18 protein-coding genes are annotated in these 17,966 nt (G+C 65.6%); 3 read left to right on the top strand and 15 right to left on the bottom strand.

Translation table 11 applies throughout. The annotated features are described in order from the left end of the window. Positions 1-32: 32 nt before the first annotated feature. From nucS to HNO80_RS10890, 3 genes are all read left to right on the top strand, one after another. The gene (gene nucS, locus HNO80_RS10900) at positions 33-728 is read left to right on the top strand and encodes an endonuclease NucS (RefSeq protein ID WP_175322880.1); all 696 of its coding nucleotides are present in this window, start codon (positions 33-35) and stop codon (positions 726-728) included. Between the two features lie 34 nt (positions 729-762). Beyond that, positions 763-1,992, top strand: coding sequence for an N-acetylglucosamine-6-phosphate deacetylase (locus tag HNO80_RS10895; protein WP_175322879.1), 1,230 nt, complete (start codon positions 763-765; stop codon positions 1,990-1,992). Positions 1,993-2,296: 304 nt separating this feature from the next. Then, positions 2,297-2,500 (top strand): cold-shock protein, encoded by a 204-nt coding sequence (locus HNO80_RS10890; protein WP_011692441.1) that lies wholly within the window; start codon positions 2,297-2,299, stop codon positions 2,498-2,500. A 156-nt stretch (positions 2,501-2,656) separates the two neighbouring features. Here the strand turns inward: HNO80_RS10890 and HNO80_RS10885 are convergent, their stop codons facing one another. The 15 genes from HNO80_RS10885 to HNO80_RS10815 form a co-directional block, all read right to left on the bottom strand. Continuing rightward, complete coding sequence (locus tag HNO80_RS10885) at positions 2,657-5,164, bottom strand: bifunctional lysylphosphatidylglycerol flippase/synthetase MprF (RefSeq protein WP_502707841.1); 2,508 nt, start codon at positions 5,162-5,164, stop codon at positions 2,657-2,659. Further along, positions 5,161-6,510: an alpha/beta hydrolase gene (locus tag HNO80_RS10880; protein WP_349627335.1), complete on the bottom strand. Its 1,350-nt coding sequence runs from the start codon at positions 6,508-6,510 to the stop codon at positions 5,161-5,163. The genes HNO80_RS10885 and HNO80_RS10880 overlap by 4 nt, the downstream gene beginning before the upstream one ends. 5 nt (positions 6,511-6,515) lie before the next feature. Beyond that, positions 6,516-6,947, bottom strand: coding sequence for a DUF2550 domain-containing protein (locus HNO80_RS10875; protein WP_175322877.1), 432 nt, complete (start codon positions 6,945-6,947; stop codon positions 6,516-6,518). A gap of 10 nt (positions 6,948-6,957) precedes the next feature. Continuing rightward, positions 6,958-7,242 carry a F0F1 ATP synthase subunit epsilon gene (locus HNO80_RS10870; RefSeq protein WP_104172348.1) on the bottom strand — a complete coding sequence of 95 codons (285 nt, stop codon included), beginning with the start codon at positions 7,240-7,242 and terminating at the stop codon, positions 6,958-6,960. A gap of 1 nt (position 7,243) precedes the next feature. After that, a complete protein-coding gene (gene atpD / locus HNO80_RS10865) occupies positions 7,244-8,698 on the bottom strand; it encodes a F0F1 ATP synthase subunit beta (RefSeq protein ID WP_138768903.1) in 1,455 nt (484 codons plus the stop codon). Between the two features lie 82 nt (positions 8,699-8,780). After that, positions 8,781-9,674, bottom strand: a complete 894-nt coding sequence (locus HNO80_RS10860) for a F0F1 ATP synthase subunit gamma (RefSeq protein ID WP_175322876.1) — start codon at positions 9,672-9,674, stop codon at positions 8,781-8,783. 76 nt (positions 9,675-9,750) lie between these two features. Beyond that, entirely contained in the window at positions 9,751-11,388 is a 1,638-nt protein-coding gene (gene atpA, locus HNO80_RS10855; RefSeq protein WP_175322875.1) for a F0F1 ATP synthase subunit alpha, read from the bottom strand. A gap of 87 nt (positions 11,389-11,475) precedes the next feature. Next, complete coding sequence (locus tag HNO80_RS10850) at positions 11,476-12,300, bottom strand: F0F1 ATP synthase subunit delta (RefSeq protein ID WP_175322874.1); 825 nt, start codon at positions 12,298-12,300, stop codon at positions 11,476-11,478. Beyond that, on the bottom strand, positions 12,300-12,851 hold the full coding sequence (locus HNO80_RS10845; RefSeq protein WP_175322873.1) for a F0F1 ATP synthase subunit B: 552 nt from the start codon (positions 12,849-12,851) through the stop codon (positions 12,300-12,302). Before HNO80_RS10845 ends, HNO80_RS10850 begins: the two co-directional genes overlap by 1 nt. Positions 12,852-12,904: 53 nt before the next feature. Continuing rightward, a complete protein-coding gene (gene atpE, locus HNO80_RS10840; RefSeq protein ID WP_003804776.1) occupies positions 12,905-13,123 on the bottom strand; it encodes an ATP synthase F0 subunit C in 219 nt (72 codons plus the stop codon). 80 nt (positions 13,124-13,203) lie between these two features. Continuing rightward, positions 13,204-14,004: a F0F1 ATP synthase subunit A gene (gene atpB / locus HNO80_RS10835; RefSeq protein ID WP_175322872.1), complete on the bottom strand. Its 801-nt coding sequence runs from the start codon at positions 14,002-14,004 to the stop codon at positions 13,204-13,206. Between the two features lie 91 nt (positions 14,005-14,095). After that, positions 14,096-14,449 carry a hypothetical protein gene (locus tag HNO80_RS10830; RefSeq protein ID WP_175322871.1) on the bottom strand — a complete coding sequence of 118 codons (354 nt, stop codon included), beginning with the start codon at positions 14,447-14,449 and terminating at the stop codon, positions 14,096-14,098. Continuing rightward, the gene (locus tag HNO80_RS10825; RefSeq protein WP_175322870.1) at positions 14,442-14,927 is read right to left on the bottom strand and encodes a Cg1360 family ATP-synthase-associated protein; all 486 of its coding nucleotides are present in this window, start codon (positions 14,925-14,927) and stop codon (positions 14,442-14,444) included. The genes HNO80_RS10830 and HNO80_RS10825 overlap by 8 nt, the downstream gene beginning before the upstream one ends. A gap of 80 nt (positions 14,928-15,007) precedes the next feature. Further along, positions 15,008-16,033 (bottom strand): MraY family glycosyltransferase, encoded by a 1,026-nt coding sequence (locus tag HNO80_RS10820; protein ID WP_175322869.1) that lies wholly within the window; start codon positions 16,031-16,033, stop codon positions 15,008-15,010. Further along, positions 16,030-17,898 (bottom strand): polysaccharide biosynthesis protein, encoded by a 1,869-nt coding sequence (locus tag HNO80_RS10815; RefSeq protein ID WP_175322868.1) that lies wholly within the window; start codon positions 17,896-17,898, stop codon positions 16,030-16,032. Before HNO80_RS10815 ends, HNO80_RS10820 begins: the two co-directional genes overlap by 4 nt. Positions 17,899-17,966: the final 68 nt, after the last annotated feature.

The raw sequence follows: 17,966 nt of genomic DNA, 5'->3' as shown, positions 1-17,966 counted from the left end.
GGAGCACCGCATCAGGCGGTAGTGTTGACCGGGTGCGTTTAGTCATAGCCCGTTGCTCCGTTGATTATGTCGGCCGGCTCAAAGCCCATCTTCCGCTCGCCACCCGGCTCCTGTTGGTCAAAGCCGACGGTTCGGTCCTGGTCCACTCGGACGGCGGATCCTACAAGCCGCTGAACTGGATGAGTCCCCCGGCGAGCCTGCGCGTCTCCACGCCGGACGAGGTCGACGTCGAAGTAGGCGTCATCGAGCAGTGGACCGTGCAGTCCGCGAAGACCGATGACCGGCTCATCATCAACATCCACGAACAGCTGCATGACACCTCGCATGAGCTGGGCCAGGACCCCGGACTGATCAAGGACGGGGTCGAGGCGGACCTCCAGCGGCTGCTCGCGGAGCAGATCGAGACCCTCGGCGCCGGCTTCTCGCTGATCCGCCGCGAGTACTTCACCGCGATCGGCCCGGTGGACATCCTGGCCCGCGACGCCAACGGCGCCACTGTGGCGATCGAACTCAAGCGCCGCGGCGACATCGACGGCGTCGAGCAGCTCACCCGCTACCTTGAGCTGCTGAACCGCGATCCGCTGCTGGCGCCGGTGCGCGGCATCTTTGCCGCCCAGCAGATCAAGCCGCAGGCCAAGGTGCTGGCGAACGACCGCGGCATCGATTGCGTCACCCTGGACTACGACGCCATGCGCGGCGTCGACGACAGCGAGTCCCGGCTCTTCTAGGGCCATCCCGGCGGACCCGCCCTAGACTCTGAGCATGAACCTCACCCAGGCCGGGCGGCACCTGCTGTACGGCACCCTGGTCAGCGACGGTGCCGTGCAGCACGACGCCGTCATGGCCGTGGCGGGCGGACGGATCGCGTACGCCGGCCCCGCCGCCGGATTCAACCCCGAGGCCGCCGGGTTCCGTGACGCGCCGGCCCCGGAGCTGCCGCCCGGCGCCCTGATCCTTCCGGGACTGGTGGACCTGCACTGCCACGGCGCGTACGGCGGCGACTTCCCCGGCGGCGGGGAGATCCCGGCGCGGCGTGCCATCGACTTCCTGCACCGTTCCGGGACCACCACCCTGCTCGCCAGCCTCGTGACCGCCTCCCGGGAGTCGCTGCTGCACGGAATCGCCCTGCTCGCCGGACTGAGCGAGGAAGGCCTGCTGGCCGGCATCCATCTGGAGGGCCCCTTCCTCGCCGCGGCGCGGTGCGGTGCGCAGGACGCGGACTTCCTGCGCGATCCCCATCCGGGACTCCTCGCCGAGCTGGTGGCCGCCGCACGCGGCACCCTCGCCACGATGAGCTTCGCCCCCGAGCTTTCCGGGGCGGACGGACTCGTCCCGTTGCTGGCCGGGCACGGCGTGGTGCCCTCGCTGGGCCATACCGACTGTGACGACGCCACCGCCGCGGCGGCGCTGCGCTCGGCCGGGGAGGCACTGCGGGCGGAGTCGTCCGGGCGCGGCACGCGGCCCACGGTGACCCACCTGTTCAACGGCATGCCGCCCCTGCATCACCGGGCCCCGGGCCCCGTCGCCGCGTGCCTGCGCAGCGCCGCGTCCGGCGAGGCGGTGCTTGAGCTGATCGCCGACGGCACGCACCTGGACCCGGCCGTCGTCGCCACGGTGTTCCAGCTGGCCGGCGCCGCCAACATCGCACTGGTGACCGATTCGATGGCCGCCGCGGGCCTGCCCGACGGCGCGTACAGCCTCGGCCGCTCCGCCGTCACCGTCTCGGCAGGCGTCGCCCGCCTCGATGCCGGCGGTTCCCTCGCCGGCGGCACCGCCACCCTGCTCGAGGTCGTCCGCCGCACCGTCGCCGCCGGTGTGCCGCTGCCCGACGCCGTCCGCTCGGCCACTGCGGTCCCCGCCGCGGTCCTCGGGCTCGGCGCCGAAGTGGGCTCCCTGCGCCGCGGGCTGCGGGCCGACGCCGTCGTCGTCAATTCCGGACTCGGCCTTTACCGCGTAATGCGCTGCGGGGAATGGCTGGCACCGCTTTCCTAATGTGTCTTTCGGCGCTCCCGGCAGTTCCGAACGCTTTCCGCGGCCGCGATCTCGTTCATGAACTCTTTACATAAAATTTCTGGAATTATGAGCCGCGCCCGTTGACCTGACGCAGGCGGCATGAAATTCTTGTACCAGTCTTTGTGTAGGTGTTTTTCATGCTCGCAAGACATGTTGCGAGCGTGAAGCTCCTGCCGCCAAGGCCCGGTCAATCCGGGCGGAAGCCAAGGTTCTTCTCGCAGAGTGACCAAGCCCGGGGCAAAGTGCGCCGGACTTCTTCAAGATCCACAATGAGGAGAATTAAATGGCACAGGGAACCGTCAAGTGGTTTAACGCTGAAAAGGGCTTCGGCTTCATCACCCCGGATGACTCCGATGGCGATGTCTTCGTTCACTACTCCGAGATCCAGACCGGCGGCTTCAAGACCCTCGACGAGAACCAGCGCGTTCAGTTCGAGATCGGCCAGGGCGCCAAGGGCCCCCAGGCTACCGGCGTCACGCTGGTCTAGTCTCTTTCGGCAATACTGCTTCCGGCAGTACCGCTGCATGAATGATCCCCGGCATTAGTGCCGGGGATCATTTCTTTGCGTTTAAACCCCTCAGGCAGCCGCATTGTTTGCCGGGATTCCCCTTAACGGCAGGCGGATAATGGCACCGGCCGTGAATTAGCGCACCAGCGTGCGGAGCAGGCGCGCACTCTGGCGGACTGAAAGGTCAGGAAGGTAAGCGCGGCTCAAAGCGCGCCCCATCGCCGGCAGCTGCAACGGATCCTGGTAGTACAGGTAGAGCGTGCGGTAATCCGGCTTGAACCGCGATTTGAACGTGGCCAGGGAACGGAATCCGTAAGCTGGTTCCAGCGCCCGGCCCACCACGTCCAGAATTCCGGCGAGCCCCTCGCTGTCGCGCGGCCCTCCGTCGCCGTCTCCCCGCGCTTCCTCCCTGGCGAGCGGAGAGCCGGAGAGCGAGATCACTTCCACCGAATCACGCAGCTTCAGTACGGCCGAGGCGATCAGGAACTCCATCACGCCGGGGAATGCGTCACCGCGGCGGCGCATGACGTCCAGCGTCCAGCTCACCACCCGTCCGCCGTCGTAGACCGGCAGCCAGCTGGTGACGCCGTGCACGCGGTCCGCGGCGTCCACGGCAAGGCAGCAGAGCACTTCTTCGTCTTCGAGCTCGTCTAGGCTGCCCAGCGTGAATCCCATTTCCGGGACCGACTTGCCGGCCGCCCACTCTTCTGAGACCTCGCTCAACTGTGCCCGCAGCGAAGGGGAGAATTCCCGGTAACGGCCCCAGACGGCACGGACGCCGGTCTTCGCCGCCCGGTTCAGCGCCGTCCGGACGTTTTGCCATTCCTTGCCCTTGAACTCCAGTTCGCGGACCGCCAGCCGGGTCTCCAGCGCCACGGCAACCCGGCGGAAGCCGCGGCCCTGAAGCATGGGCCACAGCTCGTCCGTGCAGGAATAGAAGCACGGGATCAGCGCGTGCTCGGTGCAGTAGGCCAGGAACAGCGCGGCAGTCTCCTCGCGGTGCGATGCCGGGCCGAAGGGTCCCGCCACCGTCAGCGCGACGTTGCCGTGCTGCTGGTAAGCCACTCCCCCGCGGCCCTCGGGAGCGAACCAGTAAGTGTTGGGTGCCCAGAGCGCCATCCAGGACAGCGAGTCGCCGCCCTGGCGGATCAGGCCACGGGCCCTTTCCCGGTCCTCGGCTCCAGCATCCGTGCCGTGGTGGCGGCGCAGCAGCACCAGCCAGACCCCGGCCAGCGCCACGACCCAGAAGATGATGCCGGAGGAGGCGAACAGGAAAGCCTCGGCCGCGTTGCGGTTCTGGAACACGCGGTTGTAGATGCCGGGAATGGGCAGCGGCAGGTACTGCCGGGCGAGCTCCGCGGCGAGTCCCAGCCAGCCGCCGTCGCGCTCCAACCCGCCCGAGGCAAGCCATGCCGTGCCATAGCCCCCGGCGAGCACCAAGAAGGTCCCCGCCACCGTCAGCGCAAGGATTCGGCGGGCCCGCCGCGTGGTTTCCACCCGGAACAGGCGCCGGTTGGCGAAAAGCAGCAGCACCAAGCCGAGCGGCACGGCCACGAGCGGCAGGACGTGGACAAAGCCGGAACCCATCACGGCCGTGTGCGGCCGGCCGGGATAGTGCGGAATCCGGGCAAACAGGGCCAGGTAAACGGCTGCCAGGGCGGTGACGCCCAGCTGCACCAGGATCGCAATCCGCAGTGCCAGCCGCCGTCCGTGCCGCATGCCGTCGGCGCAAATCAGCAGCAGCACCACCGGCACCACGGCCAGGGCCAGGCCGAGGGGTCCGGCGTACCCTTCCCGCCCGGCGCTCAGGCAGGTGATGTCGACGCCGCCTCCGCAGTTCTGCTCCAGCTGGTTCAGCGTGGGCAGCGGATTCAGCACCACGTCCCGCAGCAGGGCCAGCGGCCCGGTGGGGCTTCGCACCGCGGCCGTGATGATGGGGCCCACGGCGAAGATCGCCACCGTCAGCGCCAGGAGGTTGCGGGTCTCCCGGCCGGTCGAGCGGTGGCGGTGGAGTGTCCCCTTGTCTCCCTGGATCCACCAGCCGGCCATGAGTCCGGACAGGGCGCCGGACAAGCCCACCACCGTTTCCGCGTGCCCCACATACAGCACGAGTAACAGGGACCCGGATACGACGGCGGTCCGCAGCCGCCGCTGCCACAGCGCGGGCAGGAGGGCGCCGGCCGCGAGTGTGACGGCGAGGATGGCCGCGTACGGGCCGATCAGCCGGTCCCCGGCCATGGGGCCGAGCCAGCCGTCGCCGGCAAAGAGAGCGAGCTGGGTAATGAGCAGGAACAGCGTCACGGCGGCGAACTGCCCGGCAAAGAAAAATACGGCGGTGCGCAGGGTTCCGAGCTGCCGTTCGGCGAGGCCCAGCAGCCCCAGGACCATCAGCGATGCCGCGAGGTAGGCCAGCGGGTTGGTCGCGAAGAACAGCGAGCTGAACATGGTCCACCACAGTCCGCCCTGCAACCCGGGGGCGCTTACCGAGGCCACCTCAAGCAGGGGTACAGGGGGGCCGGTCAGGAAACTGCCGGTAGCTGCGCCGATTCCAAGGAACGCCGCCAGAAAAGCCAGCGAGAAAGGAATCCTCTGCAGGTGCCGCCCGATCCGGCGAATGCCCTTCCGGCGGATGCCGTTCCTCACTTCTTGATCCCCCATCGCGGGGCCATGAAGTCGAGGCCGGCGGACAGTCCCATGGCGGCGACTGTCCAGGAATGGCCCGTGCGTGGAATCACCTGCTCGTCGACGGAGAACCCGGCTGAGCGGGCGGCGCCGGCCAGGACGTGCATGTACTCGATGAACTGGGGATCCCGCTCGCCGGCTCCGAAGTAGAGGGCGTTGCCGTCAAAGCGGCGGTGCTGCATGAGGTGCAGCGGCGTCTGCCGTTCGAAGGCCGCGGTGTCGCCGCCGAAGGACGCCTCGATGGTCTTGTGCCGTTCCTTGGCGAGGGCGGGCTCCTGCTCGCTCGAAAACGCCAGTGCCGCGCTGTAGACGTCAGGGTGCCGGGTCGCCATTTGGATTGCACAGGTGGCGCCGAAGGAGAACCCTCCGGCCGCCCACTGCCGCGGATCGGGGTCCACGTCGAGGGTCCCGTCGATCCAGGCGGGCACGTCCCGGGCCAGGAAGGTGTCGGCCCGCGCGATGCGGCTGTCCATACAGAGGGTATTGCCGTTGGGGGTGCCGTTGGGATCGACCACGACCACCACGGGGGCCACTCCGTGGTGGGCTGCCGCGAAGCGATCCATCCGGCTCCGCAGGGCGCCGCCGGTAACCCAGTCGGCAGGGCTTCCGGGCTGGCCGGAGAAGAGCACGAGCACGGGAAGCGCCGGCCGCGGTGAGGCCTGGTAGGCGGGCGGCAGGTACACGTAGGCATCCCGGCTGCGGAAGCCGGACACGGCGCCGGGGATTGTGGCCGTGCGGATCAGTCCCGCCGCCGGCAGGGCTCCCGACGGCGTCCACCGGGCCAGGCTGACGGGGGCGCGCTCCCCCGGCTGGCGCTTGAGTCCCTCTTCAAGGCCAGGGATCCGTGCGACGGCAGCGCCTGCCAGGTCACCGACGGTGTGGTTCAGCCCGAAGTAGGCGTTGATCTGGATCGCGGAAAGCGCGAGCACGCCGGCAAACGCGGCCGCGGCCGCCGTCACGGCGAACCCGCGGCGGCGGGCGGGCCGTGGAAGGGACCGCCACACGGTCCAGCTGCGGTGGAGCGCCAGCAGCAACGCGGTGACGGCCGGGACGGACCATGCGAGGACCTCGGGCGGGAGCACGTCCGGGAAGAAAGCGATGGGGTAAACAAGGAACCAGTGAACGCCGAGCACAAGCGCGAGGGAAAGTACGAGGGCGGCAAGCGGCACGGCCCGGGCCCGGAGTGCCGGCGCGCGCTTCCAGCCGCCGTGCGGCCGGATCAGGTACAGCATCCCAACAAGTCCGGCAGCGCACGCGGCCCATAGGACCGGGCCGTCGTCGATCCGGATGCCCTCGGCGAAACCCACCGGGGCTAGCGCCAGGTGCCGACGCCGATGACCGGTCCGGCCTCAAGCCACGAGGAGAGGCCGGTGTAGGCATCAAATCTCATCGCGAGCAGCACGTCCCTGCCCTCGTAGCGCAGTTCGACGATCACGGTTTCCGGCTGCACCTTGACGAGTTCGGCTTCGGTGGGCTCGCGGCGCCCCAGCAGCTCGAGGGAGCTGCGCCGGAAGGTGTGTTTCGGCCGCACGCTCAGCGAGGCAAGCCGGAACCATTCCAGGTCGTTGTCCTGATAACGACAAACCCCCATCTGCCAGCTGTTTCCAGCCACGCAGATGGAGGCGTCCACCGTGCCCAGGGCGCGCCGCAGATTGAAGCGGCGCACCCCGGAAAGGCACAGTGCAAAGACCAGCAACGCAAACACGGTTGCCAGGACGATGAACGGAAAACCAGTAACGTTCATCAAGGTCGGGCTAGCGGATCCCCGCAGTAGCCGCGTCGCCCATTTGGGCGTTGTCAGCAACAATGACGACCCTGTTGTTGTCGACGGAGAAGAACCCGCCGTCGACAACTACAGCAATGCGGTCACCGGACACAGGCTCAATCGCCAGTTCACCTTCGGCCAGAATCGCCAGCAGGGGCGAGTGGCCGGGCAGGATTCCGATTTCACCATCGCTGGTGCGGGCCTTGACCATCTTGGCCGCTCCGGACCACACGAAGTGGTCCGCTGCGACAATCTCAACCTCAAGCTCAGCCATATTACTTGGTCTGTTCCTGGATCTTGGCCCACTGGCGCTCGACGTCGTCCAGGCCGCCGACGTTGAAGAACGCCTGCTCTGCGATGTGGTCGAGGTCGCCGTCGCAAATCGCCGTGAAGCCTTCAACGGTGTCCTTGATGGACACGGTGGAGCCTTCGACGCCGGTGAACTGCTTTGCCGTGTAGGTGTTCTGCGAGAGGAACTGCTGGATACGGCGTGCACGCGACACGACGATCTTGTCCTCTTCGGAGAGCTCATCGACACCGAGGATGGCGATGATGTCCTGGAGTTCCTTGTTCTTCTGCAGGATCTGCTTGACCCGGACGGCCGTGTTGTAGTGGTCGTGTCCGATGTACTGCGGATCCAGGATGCGCGAGGTCGACGTCAGCGGGTCAACGGCCGGGTACAGACCACGGGAAGCGATTTCACGGGAAAGTTCCGTGGTCGCGTCGAGGTGTGCGAAGGTCGTGGCCGGAGCCGGGTCGGTGTAGTCATCTGCGGGAACGTAGATGGCCTGCATCGAGGTGATGGAGTGGCCCTTGGTGGACGTGATGCGCTCCTGGAGCAGGCCCATCTCGTCAGCCAGGTTGGGCTGGTAGCCCACGGCCGAAGGCATGCGGCCGAGGAGGGTGGAAACCTCGGAACCTGCCTGGGTGAAGCGGAAGATGTTGTCGATGAAGAGCAGCACGTCCTGGTTCTGCACATCGCGGAAGTACTCCGCCATGGTCAGCGCGGACAGGGCCACGCGCAGACGCGTTCCCGGCGGCTCATCCATCTGGCCGAAGACAAGCGCGGTGTCCTTGAGGACGCCGGCCTCTTCCATTTCGACCCAGAGGTCGTTGCCTTCACGGGTACGCTCGCCAACACCGGCGAACACCGAGGTGCCACCGAAGTTGCGGGCAACACGGGTGATCATTTCCTGGATCAGCACGGTCTTGCCGACGCCGGCACCGCCGAACAGGCCGATCTTGCCACCCTTGATGTACGGGGTGAGAAGGTCGATCACCTTGATGCCGGTTTCCAGCATCTCGGTGGAGCCCTCGAGGGTCGCGAAGGCGGGTGCCTTGCGGTGGATCGGCCAGCGTTCGCTGATCTGCAGCTCGGACTCGGTCACGTCCAGGGGCTGGCCCAGCACGTTGAAGATGTGGCCCTTGACGCCGTCGCCGACGGGGACGGAGATCGGGGCACCGGTGTCAACCACGTTGGTGCCGCGGACCAGGCCGTCGGTTGCCTGCAGGGAGATGGCGCGGATGAGGTTGTCGCCGAGGTGCAGCGCAACTTCGAAGGTGATGGTCTTGGTCTCACCGTTGAGAGTAATCTCCGTGGTGAGTGCGTTGTAAATCGAGGGGATTGCGTCAGCCGGGAATTCGACGTCGACAACCGGGCCAATAACACGTGCAATACGGCCGGTGGCACCGGACGTTGCGGCTACGTGTTCGGTAGCAGTGGCAGTCATCTCTCTCACTTCACTCAGTAGATGGCGTGGGCGGTTAAGTTTGTTCTTTGGTGCAGGTAAAGCTGGGTCCGGACCGGGCGGGCTAGGACGCGTTCAACGCGTCGGCACCTGCCACGATTTCGGAAAGCTCCTGCGTAATCTCAGCCTGGCGGGCAGTGTTGCGCAGACGCGTGTACTTCTTGATGAGCTCCGTGGCGTTGTCGCCGGCGGATTTCATCGCCCGCTGACGGGCTGCGAGCTCGGAAGCTGCTGCCTGCAACATTGCGGCGAAGATACGAGACTCGATGTAGCGCGGCAGCAGGGCATCGAGAACCTGCTCAGCTTCCGGCTCGAATTCGTAAAGCGGCAGGAGCTCCGACTCGGAGGCGGCCTGCTCTTCGACGACCTCAAGCGGGAGCAGGCGGATAACCGTCGGCTCCTGCGTCACCATGGACTTGAAGCGGGTGTAAACGACGTGGATCTCGTCGACACCGCCCTCTTCGTAGGCCGTTGCGAAGTCTGCCAGCAGTGCTTCGCCGACTTCCCGCGCCGTCTCGAACTGCGGTGCGTCCGTGTTGCCGGTCCACACCCGCTCGTAGGGGCGGTTACGGAAGTCGAAGTATGCCTGTGCCTTGCGGCCCATGACGTACGTCTTGACTTCCTTGCCTTCCTCGTGGAGCAGCTCGGTGAGGCCTTCGGCCTGCTTGAGCACGGTTGCCGAGTAGGACCCTGCAAGGCCGCGGTCGGAGGTGATGACCAGAACGGCGGCGCGGCGGATCTGCTCCGGCTCGGTAACCAGCGGGTGGTCGATTTCGCTCTGGCTTGCGACAGCAGAAACGGCACGCGTGATCGCGTTTGCGTAAGGCAGTGAAGCCGCTACGCGTGCGCGGGCCTTGCCGATGCGCGAGGTAGCGATCAGTTCCATCGCCTTGAAGATCTTGCGCATCGACGTCGTCGAGCTGATCTTCTGGCGGTAGACCCGGATCTGGGCTCCCATACTTATCCTTTCCTAAGATCCCGATGGCCGGGACTGCCGGAACCCGCTGGGGTTCCGGCAGTCCCTGCCAGCGAAACTAGCGCTTCTGCTTGACGATTTTTTCCTGGTCGACCTTGTCCTCGTCGATCGGGGCGTACTCCTCATGCCCCGCACCGACCAGGAGGCTGTCGCCCTCGCCGAAGAAGCCCTTCTTGAAGTCCACGATCGCGGTCTTCAGCGCCTCTGCCGTGTCATCGTCCATGACGTTGGTCTGGGCCAGCGTCGTCAGGATGGAGGACTTGTGCTTGAGGTGCTCCAGGAACTCGGTCTCGAAGCGGTTGATGTCTTCAACCGGAACGTCGTCGAGGTAGCCGTTGGTGCCGGCCCAGATGGAGACAACCTGGTCCTCGACCGGGAACGGCGAGTACTGGCCCTGCTTGAGCAGTTCCATCAGGCGGGCGCCGCGGGTCAGCTGCTGGCGGGAAGCCGCGTCGAGGTCCGACGCGAACATCGCAAATGCCTGCATGTCGCGGTACTGGGCGAGCTCCAGCTTCAAGGTACCGGAGACCTTCTTCATGGACTTCACCTGCGCGGCGCCACCAACGCGGGACACGGAGACACCCACGTCGACGGCGGGACGCTGGTTGGCGTTGAAGAGGTCCGACTGCAGGAAGATCTGGCCATCGGTGATGGAGATGACGTTGGTCGGGATGTAGGCGGACACGTCGTTCGCCTTCGTCTCGATCAGCGGCAGGCCGGTCATCGACCCTGCGCCGAGCTCGTCGGAGAGCTTGGCACAACGCTCAAGCAGACGGGAGTGCAAGTAGAACACGTCGCCCGGGTAGGCTTCGCGTCCCGGCGGGCGGCGCAGCAGCAGCGACACCGCACGGTAGGCCTCGGCCTGCTTGGACAGGTCATCGAACACGATCAGGACGTGCTTGCCGCCGTACATCCAGTGCTGGCCGATGGCCGAGCCGGCGTACGGTGCCAGGTACTTGAAGCCGGCGGGGTCGGACGCGGGGGAAGCCACGATGGTCGTGTACTCCAGTGCGCCGTTGTCCTCAAGCGTCTGGCGGACAGCCGCGATCGTGGACGCCTTCTGGCCGATGGCCACGTAAATGCAGCGCACCTGCTTGTTCACATCGCCGGAAGCCCAGTTGGCCTTCTGGTTGATGATCGTGTCGATGGCGATTGCCGACTTGCCGGTCTGGCGGTCGCCGATGATCAGCTGACGCTGGCCGCGGCCGATCGGGATCATGGCGTCGATAGCCTTCAGACCGGTCTGCATCGGTTCGTGGACCGACTTGCGCTGGGTCACGCCGGGCGCCTGGAGTTCCAGGGCGCGGGTGGTTTCGGCCTTGATCTCGCCAAGGTCGTCGATGGGCTGGCCCAGGGGGTCAACCACGCGGCCGAGGAAGGCGTCGCCAACCGGAACGGACAAAACCTGTCCGGTGCGGTGGACTTCCTGGCCCTCTTCGATGCCGGTGAAGTCACCGAGGACGATGACACCGATTTCGCGGACGTCGAGGTTCTGGGCCAGGCCCAGCGTGCCGTCTTCGAAGCGAAGCAGCTCGTTCGCCATGACCGAGGGAAGGCCCTCAACACGGGCGATGCCGTCACCTGCGGTCGTTACACGGCCAACCTCTACGCGCTCTGCGTTTCCGGGTTCGTAGGACGCCGCGAACTCGTTCAACGCAATACGGACGTCGTCGGCGTTGATGGTCAATTCGGCCATCTGCAGTCCCTGCTCTCCTGTTTTCGTGATCATCGTTGCTCACGATGACCGGGGTTTCTTGTCGGTAAGTTGTGCTTGTCCGGCTAACTAAGCAATCTGACGCTGGAGTTGGCCCAGACGGGCGAGAACCGAAGCGTCAACCACTTCGTCGCCGATCTGGATCCGCAGGCCACCAATCAGTGCCGGGTCAACGTTCATGTTGATCTTGAGCTCACGGCCGTACAGGGCGTTGAGCCCTGCCTGCAGACGGCTGGTCTGGGTCTCCGTCAGCGGACGGGTGACGCTGACCGTAGCAATCCAGCGCTGCTGGCGCTTGGCCGCAAGCTCGGCAAAACGGCTGACGAGCTTGGTGACCTTGAGGCCGCGGGGCTGCGAAACTGCCTGTCCGATGAGGACTTTCGCTTCCTCGCTGGCGCGGGGCACGAGCTTTTCGGCGAGGGCAACCTTGGCAGCCTGGCTCGCCTGCGGCTCGGACAGAGCACGCTGCACCTCGTGGCTGGAATCGACGGCCTGGTTGAAGGAGAACAGATCGTTCTCCAGCGCTTCCAGTCCGCTGATTCCCGAGGCAGAGACGGCCGACTTGTTTTCAGCAACGGCAATTACCACCGAAGCGGCAAGAGTCTCGAGTGCATCGCCGATGTCACGAGCCGACGCCCAGCGTGAGCTGGCCAGCCCGCTTGCGATCTCCACAGCATCAGCGGAGACTTTGCCGCCGAAGAGCTGCTTGACCAGCGCCGACTTTTCGTCACCGCTGCGGGACGGGTCAGTCAGGGCACGGCGCAAGCCAGCCGAGCTGTCCACCGTTCCCAGGATTCCGAAGAGTTCCGTAGCCAACTGCAGCGACGCGTTGGGAAGCTTGGCTTCCAACGCGACGAGTGCCGCGGTCAGCGATTCGCTCGATACACCTGCCATTACTTAGCTGCACCTGCGTTCTGGTTCTCCAGATCTGCCAGGAAGCGGTCAACCACACGGGCCGAACGCGCGTCATCGCTAAGCGCCTCGCCAACGATGCGGCCTGCCAGCGTGGTAGCCAGCGTGCCGACCTCGGCGCGGAGCGACACGACGGCCGCCTGACGCTCGGATTCGATCTGCGCGTGTGCCTGGGCGGTGATGCGGGCAGACTCAGCAGCTGCCTTCTCCTTCAGATCCGCCAGGATCTGGGCGCCTTCGGCACGGGCTTCCTCGCGGATGCGGTTGGCCTCGGTGCGGGCGTCCGTGAGCTGCTGCTTGTACTCTTCGAGTGCTGCAGAAGCCTCTGCCTGCGCCTTTTCGGCCTTGGCAATGCCGCCTTCAATCGCCTCGGCGCGCTCTGCGAAATTCTTCTCGAACATCGGGACGACGTACTTCGTCACGATGAACAGGAGGACAGCAAAGCCCACGAGGACGACAAACATTTCCCAGATATTGGGAACGAGGGGGTTGGTCTCACCCTCGGTGGCGGCTGAGATGATCAGCTGCTTCATATTTCACCCGTCCTTATCTACTCGGTTCTGGATGTTCGCTGGGTTCTGAAGGTTTACTTGAGAACGAATGCGAAGACCAGGCCGAGGATGGCGAGGGCTTCAGTCAGCGCAAGGCCGAGGAATGCGATCGGCTGCAGGACGCGCTGTGCTTCCGGCTGACGTGCCACACCGTTGATGTAAGCAGCGAACACGAGACCCACACCGATACCACCGCCGATGGCGGAGAGGCCGTAGCCGATGAGGTTGAGGGAGCCGTTGATGGAGCCTTCCATTTTTCTTCCTTTCAAGATGCCACCCGTGTGGCAGGTTGTTTGGGTTGCTTCATCCCCGCGAGGGGAAGTTTGTGGGTGCCTTAGTGGCTGTCGGCGTGCAGTGCGCCTTCGATGTAGATCGCGGTCAGCAGCGTGAAGACGTACGCCTGCAGCGCCATAATCAGCGCCTCCAGCATGTACATCGCAATCGAGCCGGCCAGGACCAGCACGGAGGCGCCCTTGAGCAGGACGTTCTCCTGCATGACGAGGAACTCGATGCCGGAACCGGCGATCATCACGATTAGGTGGCCGGCCAGCATGGTGGCGAACAGACGGAGGCTGTGCGTAACGGGCCGGACCAGGAAGTTGGAGATGATCTCGATCGGAATAACGATCGGAAGGATGTAGATGGGTACGCCGCTCGGCACGGTGGCCAGCTTGAAGTACTTCAGGCCGTTCTTCTTGACGCCGATGGCTATCCAGGTGATGTACACGATCGCCGCGAGCACGTAGGCGCCGCCGACGTGCGAGAAGCTCGGGAGCTGAATCACGGGGATCGCGCCGTAGATGTTGTTCACCAGGATGAAGAAGAACAGGCTGAAGAGCAGCGGGACGTACTTCATGAAGTCTTTGCCGCCGATGATGTCCTTGGCGATGCCGTTGCGGACGAAGCCGTAGGCTGCCTCGCCTGCGAACTGCAGCTTGCCGGGAACGAGCTGCTGCTTACGCGCAGCAATCACAAAGAATGTGGCGATAATGACGACCGAGAGGATCACCAGCAGCATCTGCTTGGAGAACCCTTCGGCTTGACCCCAGGGCAGAATAGCCGGCAGGTGCAATTGTTCAATTCCAGGAGGAGTGAACTCTCCTGAATCTTGGGCCGGGAGCGCAAGCGCGATCAACGCGTTTCCTCTCTGCAGTGTCCATCATTGGGCGTTGGGCGGGGAGCGGCGACATTCCTGTCAGCCATTCCCCCTGTGAAATTTTTTGGCATTACTGTTCCGCGTCCTTCGACGGGCCACCTGCAGCGCCGTCTCCGCCAGCCGAATTCCGGTGACTGGTGAGGCCGTGCATATGAGAAAGATAGAACCCTCCCGCAGCTCCAAGCAGGGCGCCTGCGAGCACAATCCAGCGGGTTCCCCACAGATTATCCAGACCCCACCCTATCAAACTCCAGACGATGATTCCGCCAACAATGTAGCTAAAGACGGCTATCCCGGCGTTGTATCCGCCGTCGTTGCTGTCCTGCGATACACCGGGGGCGCCGCCTGTGGTTTTGGGGCTCCGGGCCTGGTTTTTGGGAACGTTCTTACCGTCGTTGTTGCCTGCGGCGTCGCGGCTAGACATGGGTGCCGCCTTCCTGGGAGTCAGGGTCGCTATAGATTTGCAGCCGGGCCTTGCTGAACCCGATGATCTCCGCCGCCTGCCAGGCGATCACGCACACGACGGCGCCGATCAAGAACCAGCGTTCGTGCAGCCACGCCGGCGCCCCGAGGACAAACAGCACCACGGCGAAGCCCACCACCTTCACGAAGTAGGTGGCAACAAACATGCCGATGGCTCCGGAGGGGTTGTTCCGGCCGACGAAATGCCCGATCGCCAGGCTGATCGCGAAGAACGCCATCACCAGCGCGCCGCCGAAGAGGCTGGACAAGGCACCGTAGCCGCCGTTGAAGACGAAGGCCAGGACCGCGGTCACCAGGAGCGCCGCCCCCGCCGCCGCCGAACTGAGGGCCAGCAGCTTCAGCCACAGCGACCTGGTGGGACCGGAGCCGCCAACGGAGCCGCTGCCGGACGTGCGTCCGGACTCGGCGTTGGAGCTCATGGGATCCCAATCGTCGCAGGAGGTAAGGGCAGGAACGCGGCGACAAGCCGCCCCTGAATTCTACACGAGATAGAACAGGGCTAGGCCACCGGGATGCGGGTGACCTTGGGACGGTGCCGGAATCGACGGATCAGGTCCGGCGAGACCAGATACAGTCCGAGCACCAGCAGGCTGCCGGCCACGCAGAGGGCGACGACGGGCAGCGGAGCCGTGGCCGCGACGAAACCCAGGACGATGACGGCGATGGTGCAGACCGTAACCACCGCTGCCGCCTGCAGGTGTGAGAGGCCGACGTCGGTGAGCCGCTGGTATACGTGCTCGCGGTGGGACGCGTACCACCGCTCCCCCGCCTTGATCCGGCGCAGTAGGGTATAGCCGGTGTCCGCGGCGTAGACCAGGATCGGCGAGAGGACGTATTCGACGTAGACGCCGCTCAGGAAGCCCGCCACGGCGAGGGCCGCGATCGAGGCGCCGAGGAGATAGCTGCCGACGTCGCCCAGGAACACCGAGCCGCGGCCGAGGTTCCAGGGCAGGAAGCCCAGGAAGGCCATCGCCAGCACCGTCCCGCCGGCGGTCAGCCAGGGCTGTCCGGCCAGCATTCCGGCCAGCGCGTAGGCGCCGCCCGCGGTGAGGCCGTGCAAGCCGGAGATCCCGTTGATCCCGTCCATGAAGTTCGCGATGTTGACGTAGGCCGCGATTGCCACCGCCGCCAGCGGCAGCCACCAGAACGACTGCGACGTCAGGACGATCAACGCAGCGGAGCCGGCGGCGCCGATTCCCAGCTGGGCGGCGGCGCGTGCCCCGATGGACAGTCCGCGCAGATCCTCGATCCAGCCCACGGCGGCACTGGCCGCAATGATCCCCAGCACCACGGCAAAGACCGAACGGTCCACCGTGACGACGTCCAGCAGCACCGCGGCCAGATAGCCGACGGCGGTGGCCACGGCGGCGGCCACGCCCATCCCGCGGATGGTCGCTTTGTCGTGGGAGGAACGGGCAGAGGGAATGTCGACGACGCCCATCCGGACCAGCCACGGCTTCACCGCCAAGGGAAGCAGCAGGCTGGCCAGCAGGGTGATTCCGGCCAGCATGGCGAGCGGCATCATGACGCCACCCGGATCGGGCCCGTTTCATCGGCCTCGTCATCGGGGATGTCGGCGATGTTGATGCCCTGTTCGGCCTCGCAGCGGGCCAGCCAGACGTTGAGGTCCAGCTTGGCCGGGTCCTGCTCGGCGGCCTTGGTGTGCGAAATCTTCGGGTGCAGGGGACGCTGGTCCAGTTCGCCGGTGCCGACCAGCTCCTCATGCAGCTTTTCTCCCGGCCTCAGGCCGGTGTAGATGATCTCGACCTTCTTGCCGGACATGGCGATCATCCGCTGGGCGACGTCGAGGATCTTCACGGGCTCGCCCATGTCCAGGATCATGACGTCGCCGCCCGAGCCGATCGCACCGGCCTGGATCACCAGCTGGCAGGCTTCGGGAATCGTCATGAAGAAGCGGGTGACCTCGGGATCGGTGACCGTGACGGGTCCCCCGACGCGGATCTGCTCAGTGAAGAGCGGGAGCATGGAGCCGCGGCTGCCCATCACGTTGCCGAAGCGGACGGAGACGAACTTGCTGTCGGTCTGGCCGGCCATCCAGGCGGTCAGCTTTTCCGCGACGCGCTTGGAGTGGCCCAGGGCGGTGGTGGGGTTGGCAGCCTTGTCGGTGGAGATGTTCACAAAGTGTGAGACGCCGGCGTGCCGGGCGGCGCGCAACACGTTCAGGGTGCCGCAGACGTTGGTCTTCCAGGCCTCGACGGGGTACTGCTGCAGCAGTGGTGCGTGCTTCAGGGCGGCGGCGTGGAACACGACTTCGGGCCGGCGGTCCTCGAAGATGTCCTGCAGGGCTTCGCCGTCGCGGATGTTGGCCAACACCGTGTCGCGGCCAGCCAGCAGCCCCCGGCCGGTGATGGAGATCTGTGTCTGCTGCAGCCCGGTCTCGTCGTGGTCGAGCATGATGAGTTCCGCCGGGGCGAACTGGACAATCTGGCGGCAGAGTTCCGAGCCGATTGACCCGCCCGCTCCGGTCACCAGCACCCGTTTGCCCTTGATATACCCGGCGATTTCGTCGACTTTGATGTCGACGGGCCGGCGGCCGATCAGGTCTTCGACCGCCACGTCACGGAAGTCCGAGAATCCGTCAGGCGCGCCGCCGCCGAGCATGTCACGCAGAGGGGGCAACACCAGCACGCGGATATTCATGCCGGCCACAGCGTCCGAGATGCGGCGGACGACGGCGGCTTCGACGTTGGCGAACGCGAGGACGAGCACCCTCGCGTGGGTCCTGCGGATGATCGCCGGGAGGTCCTCTCCCCTGCCGAGGACCTGGACTCCGGAGAGCCGCAGGTGCTTCTTGGCCGGGTCGTCATCGATCAGGCCAACCGGAAAGTACGGGGAATCCGGGTCCTGCAGCATCCGGGTGAGGAGCGAGTTGCCGAGGAACCCCGCGCCGTAGATCAGGGTATTCTGCGCCTCGTCGCCGGGCCGGGTCTTGCCCTCGACGTAGAGCCGCTTGGCGTAGCGTGCCGCGCCCATGAAGAGGCAGGCGAAGGGGAAAGCGATCAGCCCAACGCTGCGGCCGATGTTGATGGTTCCGTACAGCACCAGCAGGGTCCCGGTGATCGAGGCAGCCACAATCACGGTTACGAAGACCAGCGCCCTCGCCTCCTGAAAGCTTCCGAAGGGGTACCGGCCCCGGTAGAGGGCCAGCGCATAGCCGGCGACGATCTGGGCTATGACGGCGAGGGCTGCGATGAAGAAGGCGCCAAGGAACTGTTCCGCGCGGATTCCCATCTCGTAGCGCAGCAGCAGCGCCAGGACGACCGCCACGATCCAGGACATGGAGTCGAGGAACAGCTGGATCCAGATCCAGAGGGCTGGCTTTTCTTCCCGTGCTGCGGCAGATCCGCGCGCTTCAGATTTCGTACTCAACAGAGATTGCAACCGACTTCCACTACCACGGCGGCCATGCGCCTGTTTCAAGAAACACCCCGCCGCAC

The sequence above is a fragment of the Arthrobacter sp. C9C5 genome (genome assembly GCF_013359735.1).
Taxonomy (GTDB): Bacteria; Actinomycetota; Actinomycetes; order Actinomycetales; family Micrococcaceae; genus Arthrobacter.
The sequence above is the reverse complement of the archived record's forward strand: the minus strand, read 5'-3'. Positions and strand labels throughout refer to the sequence as shown.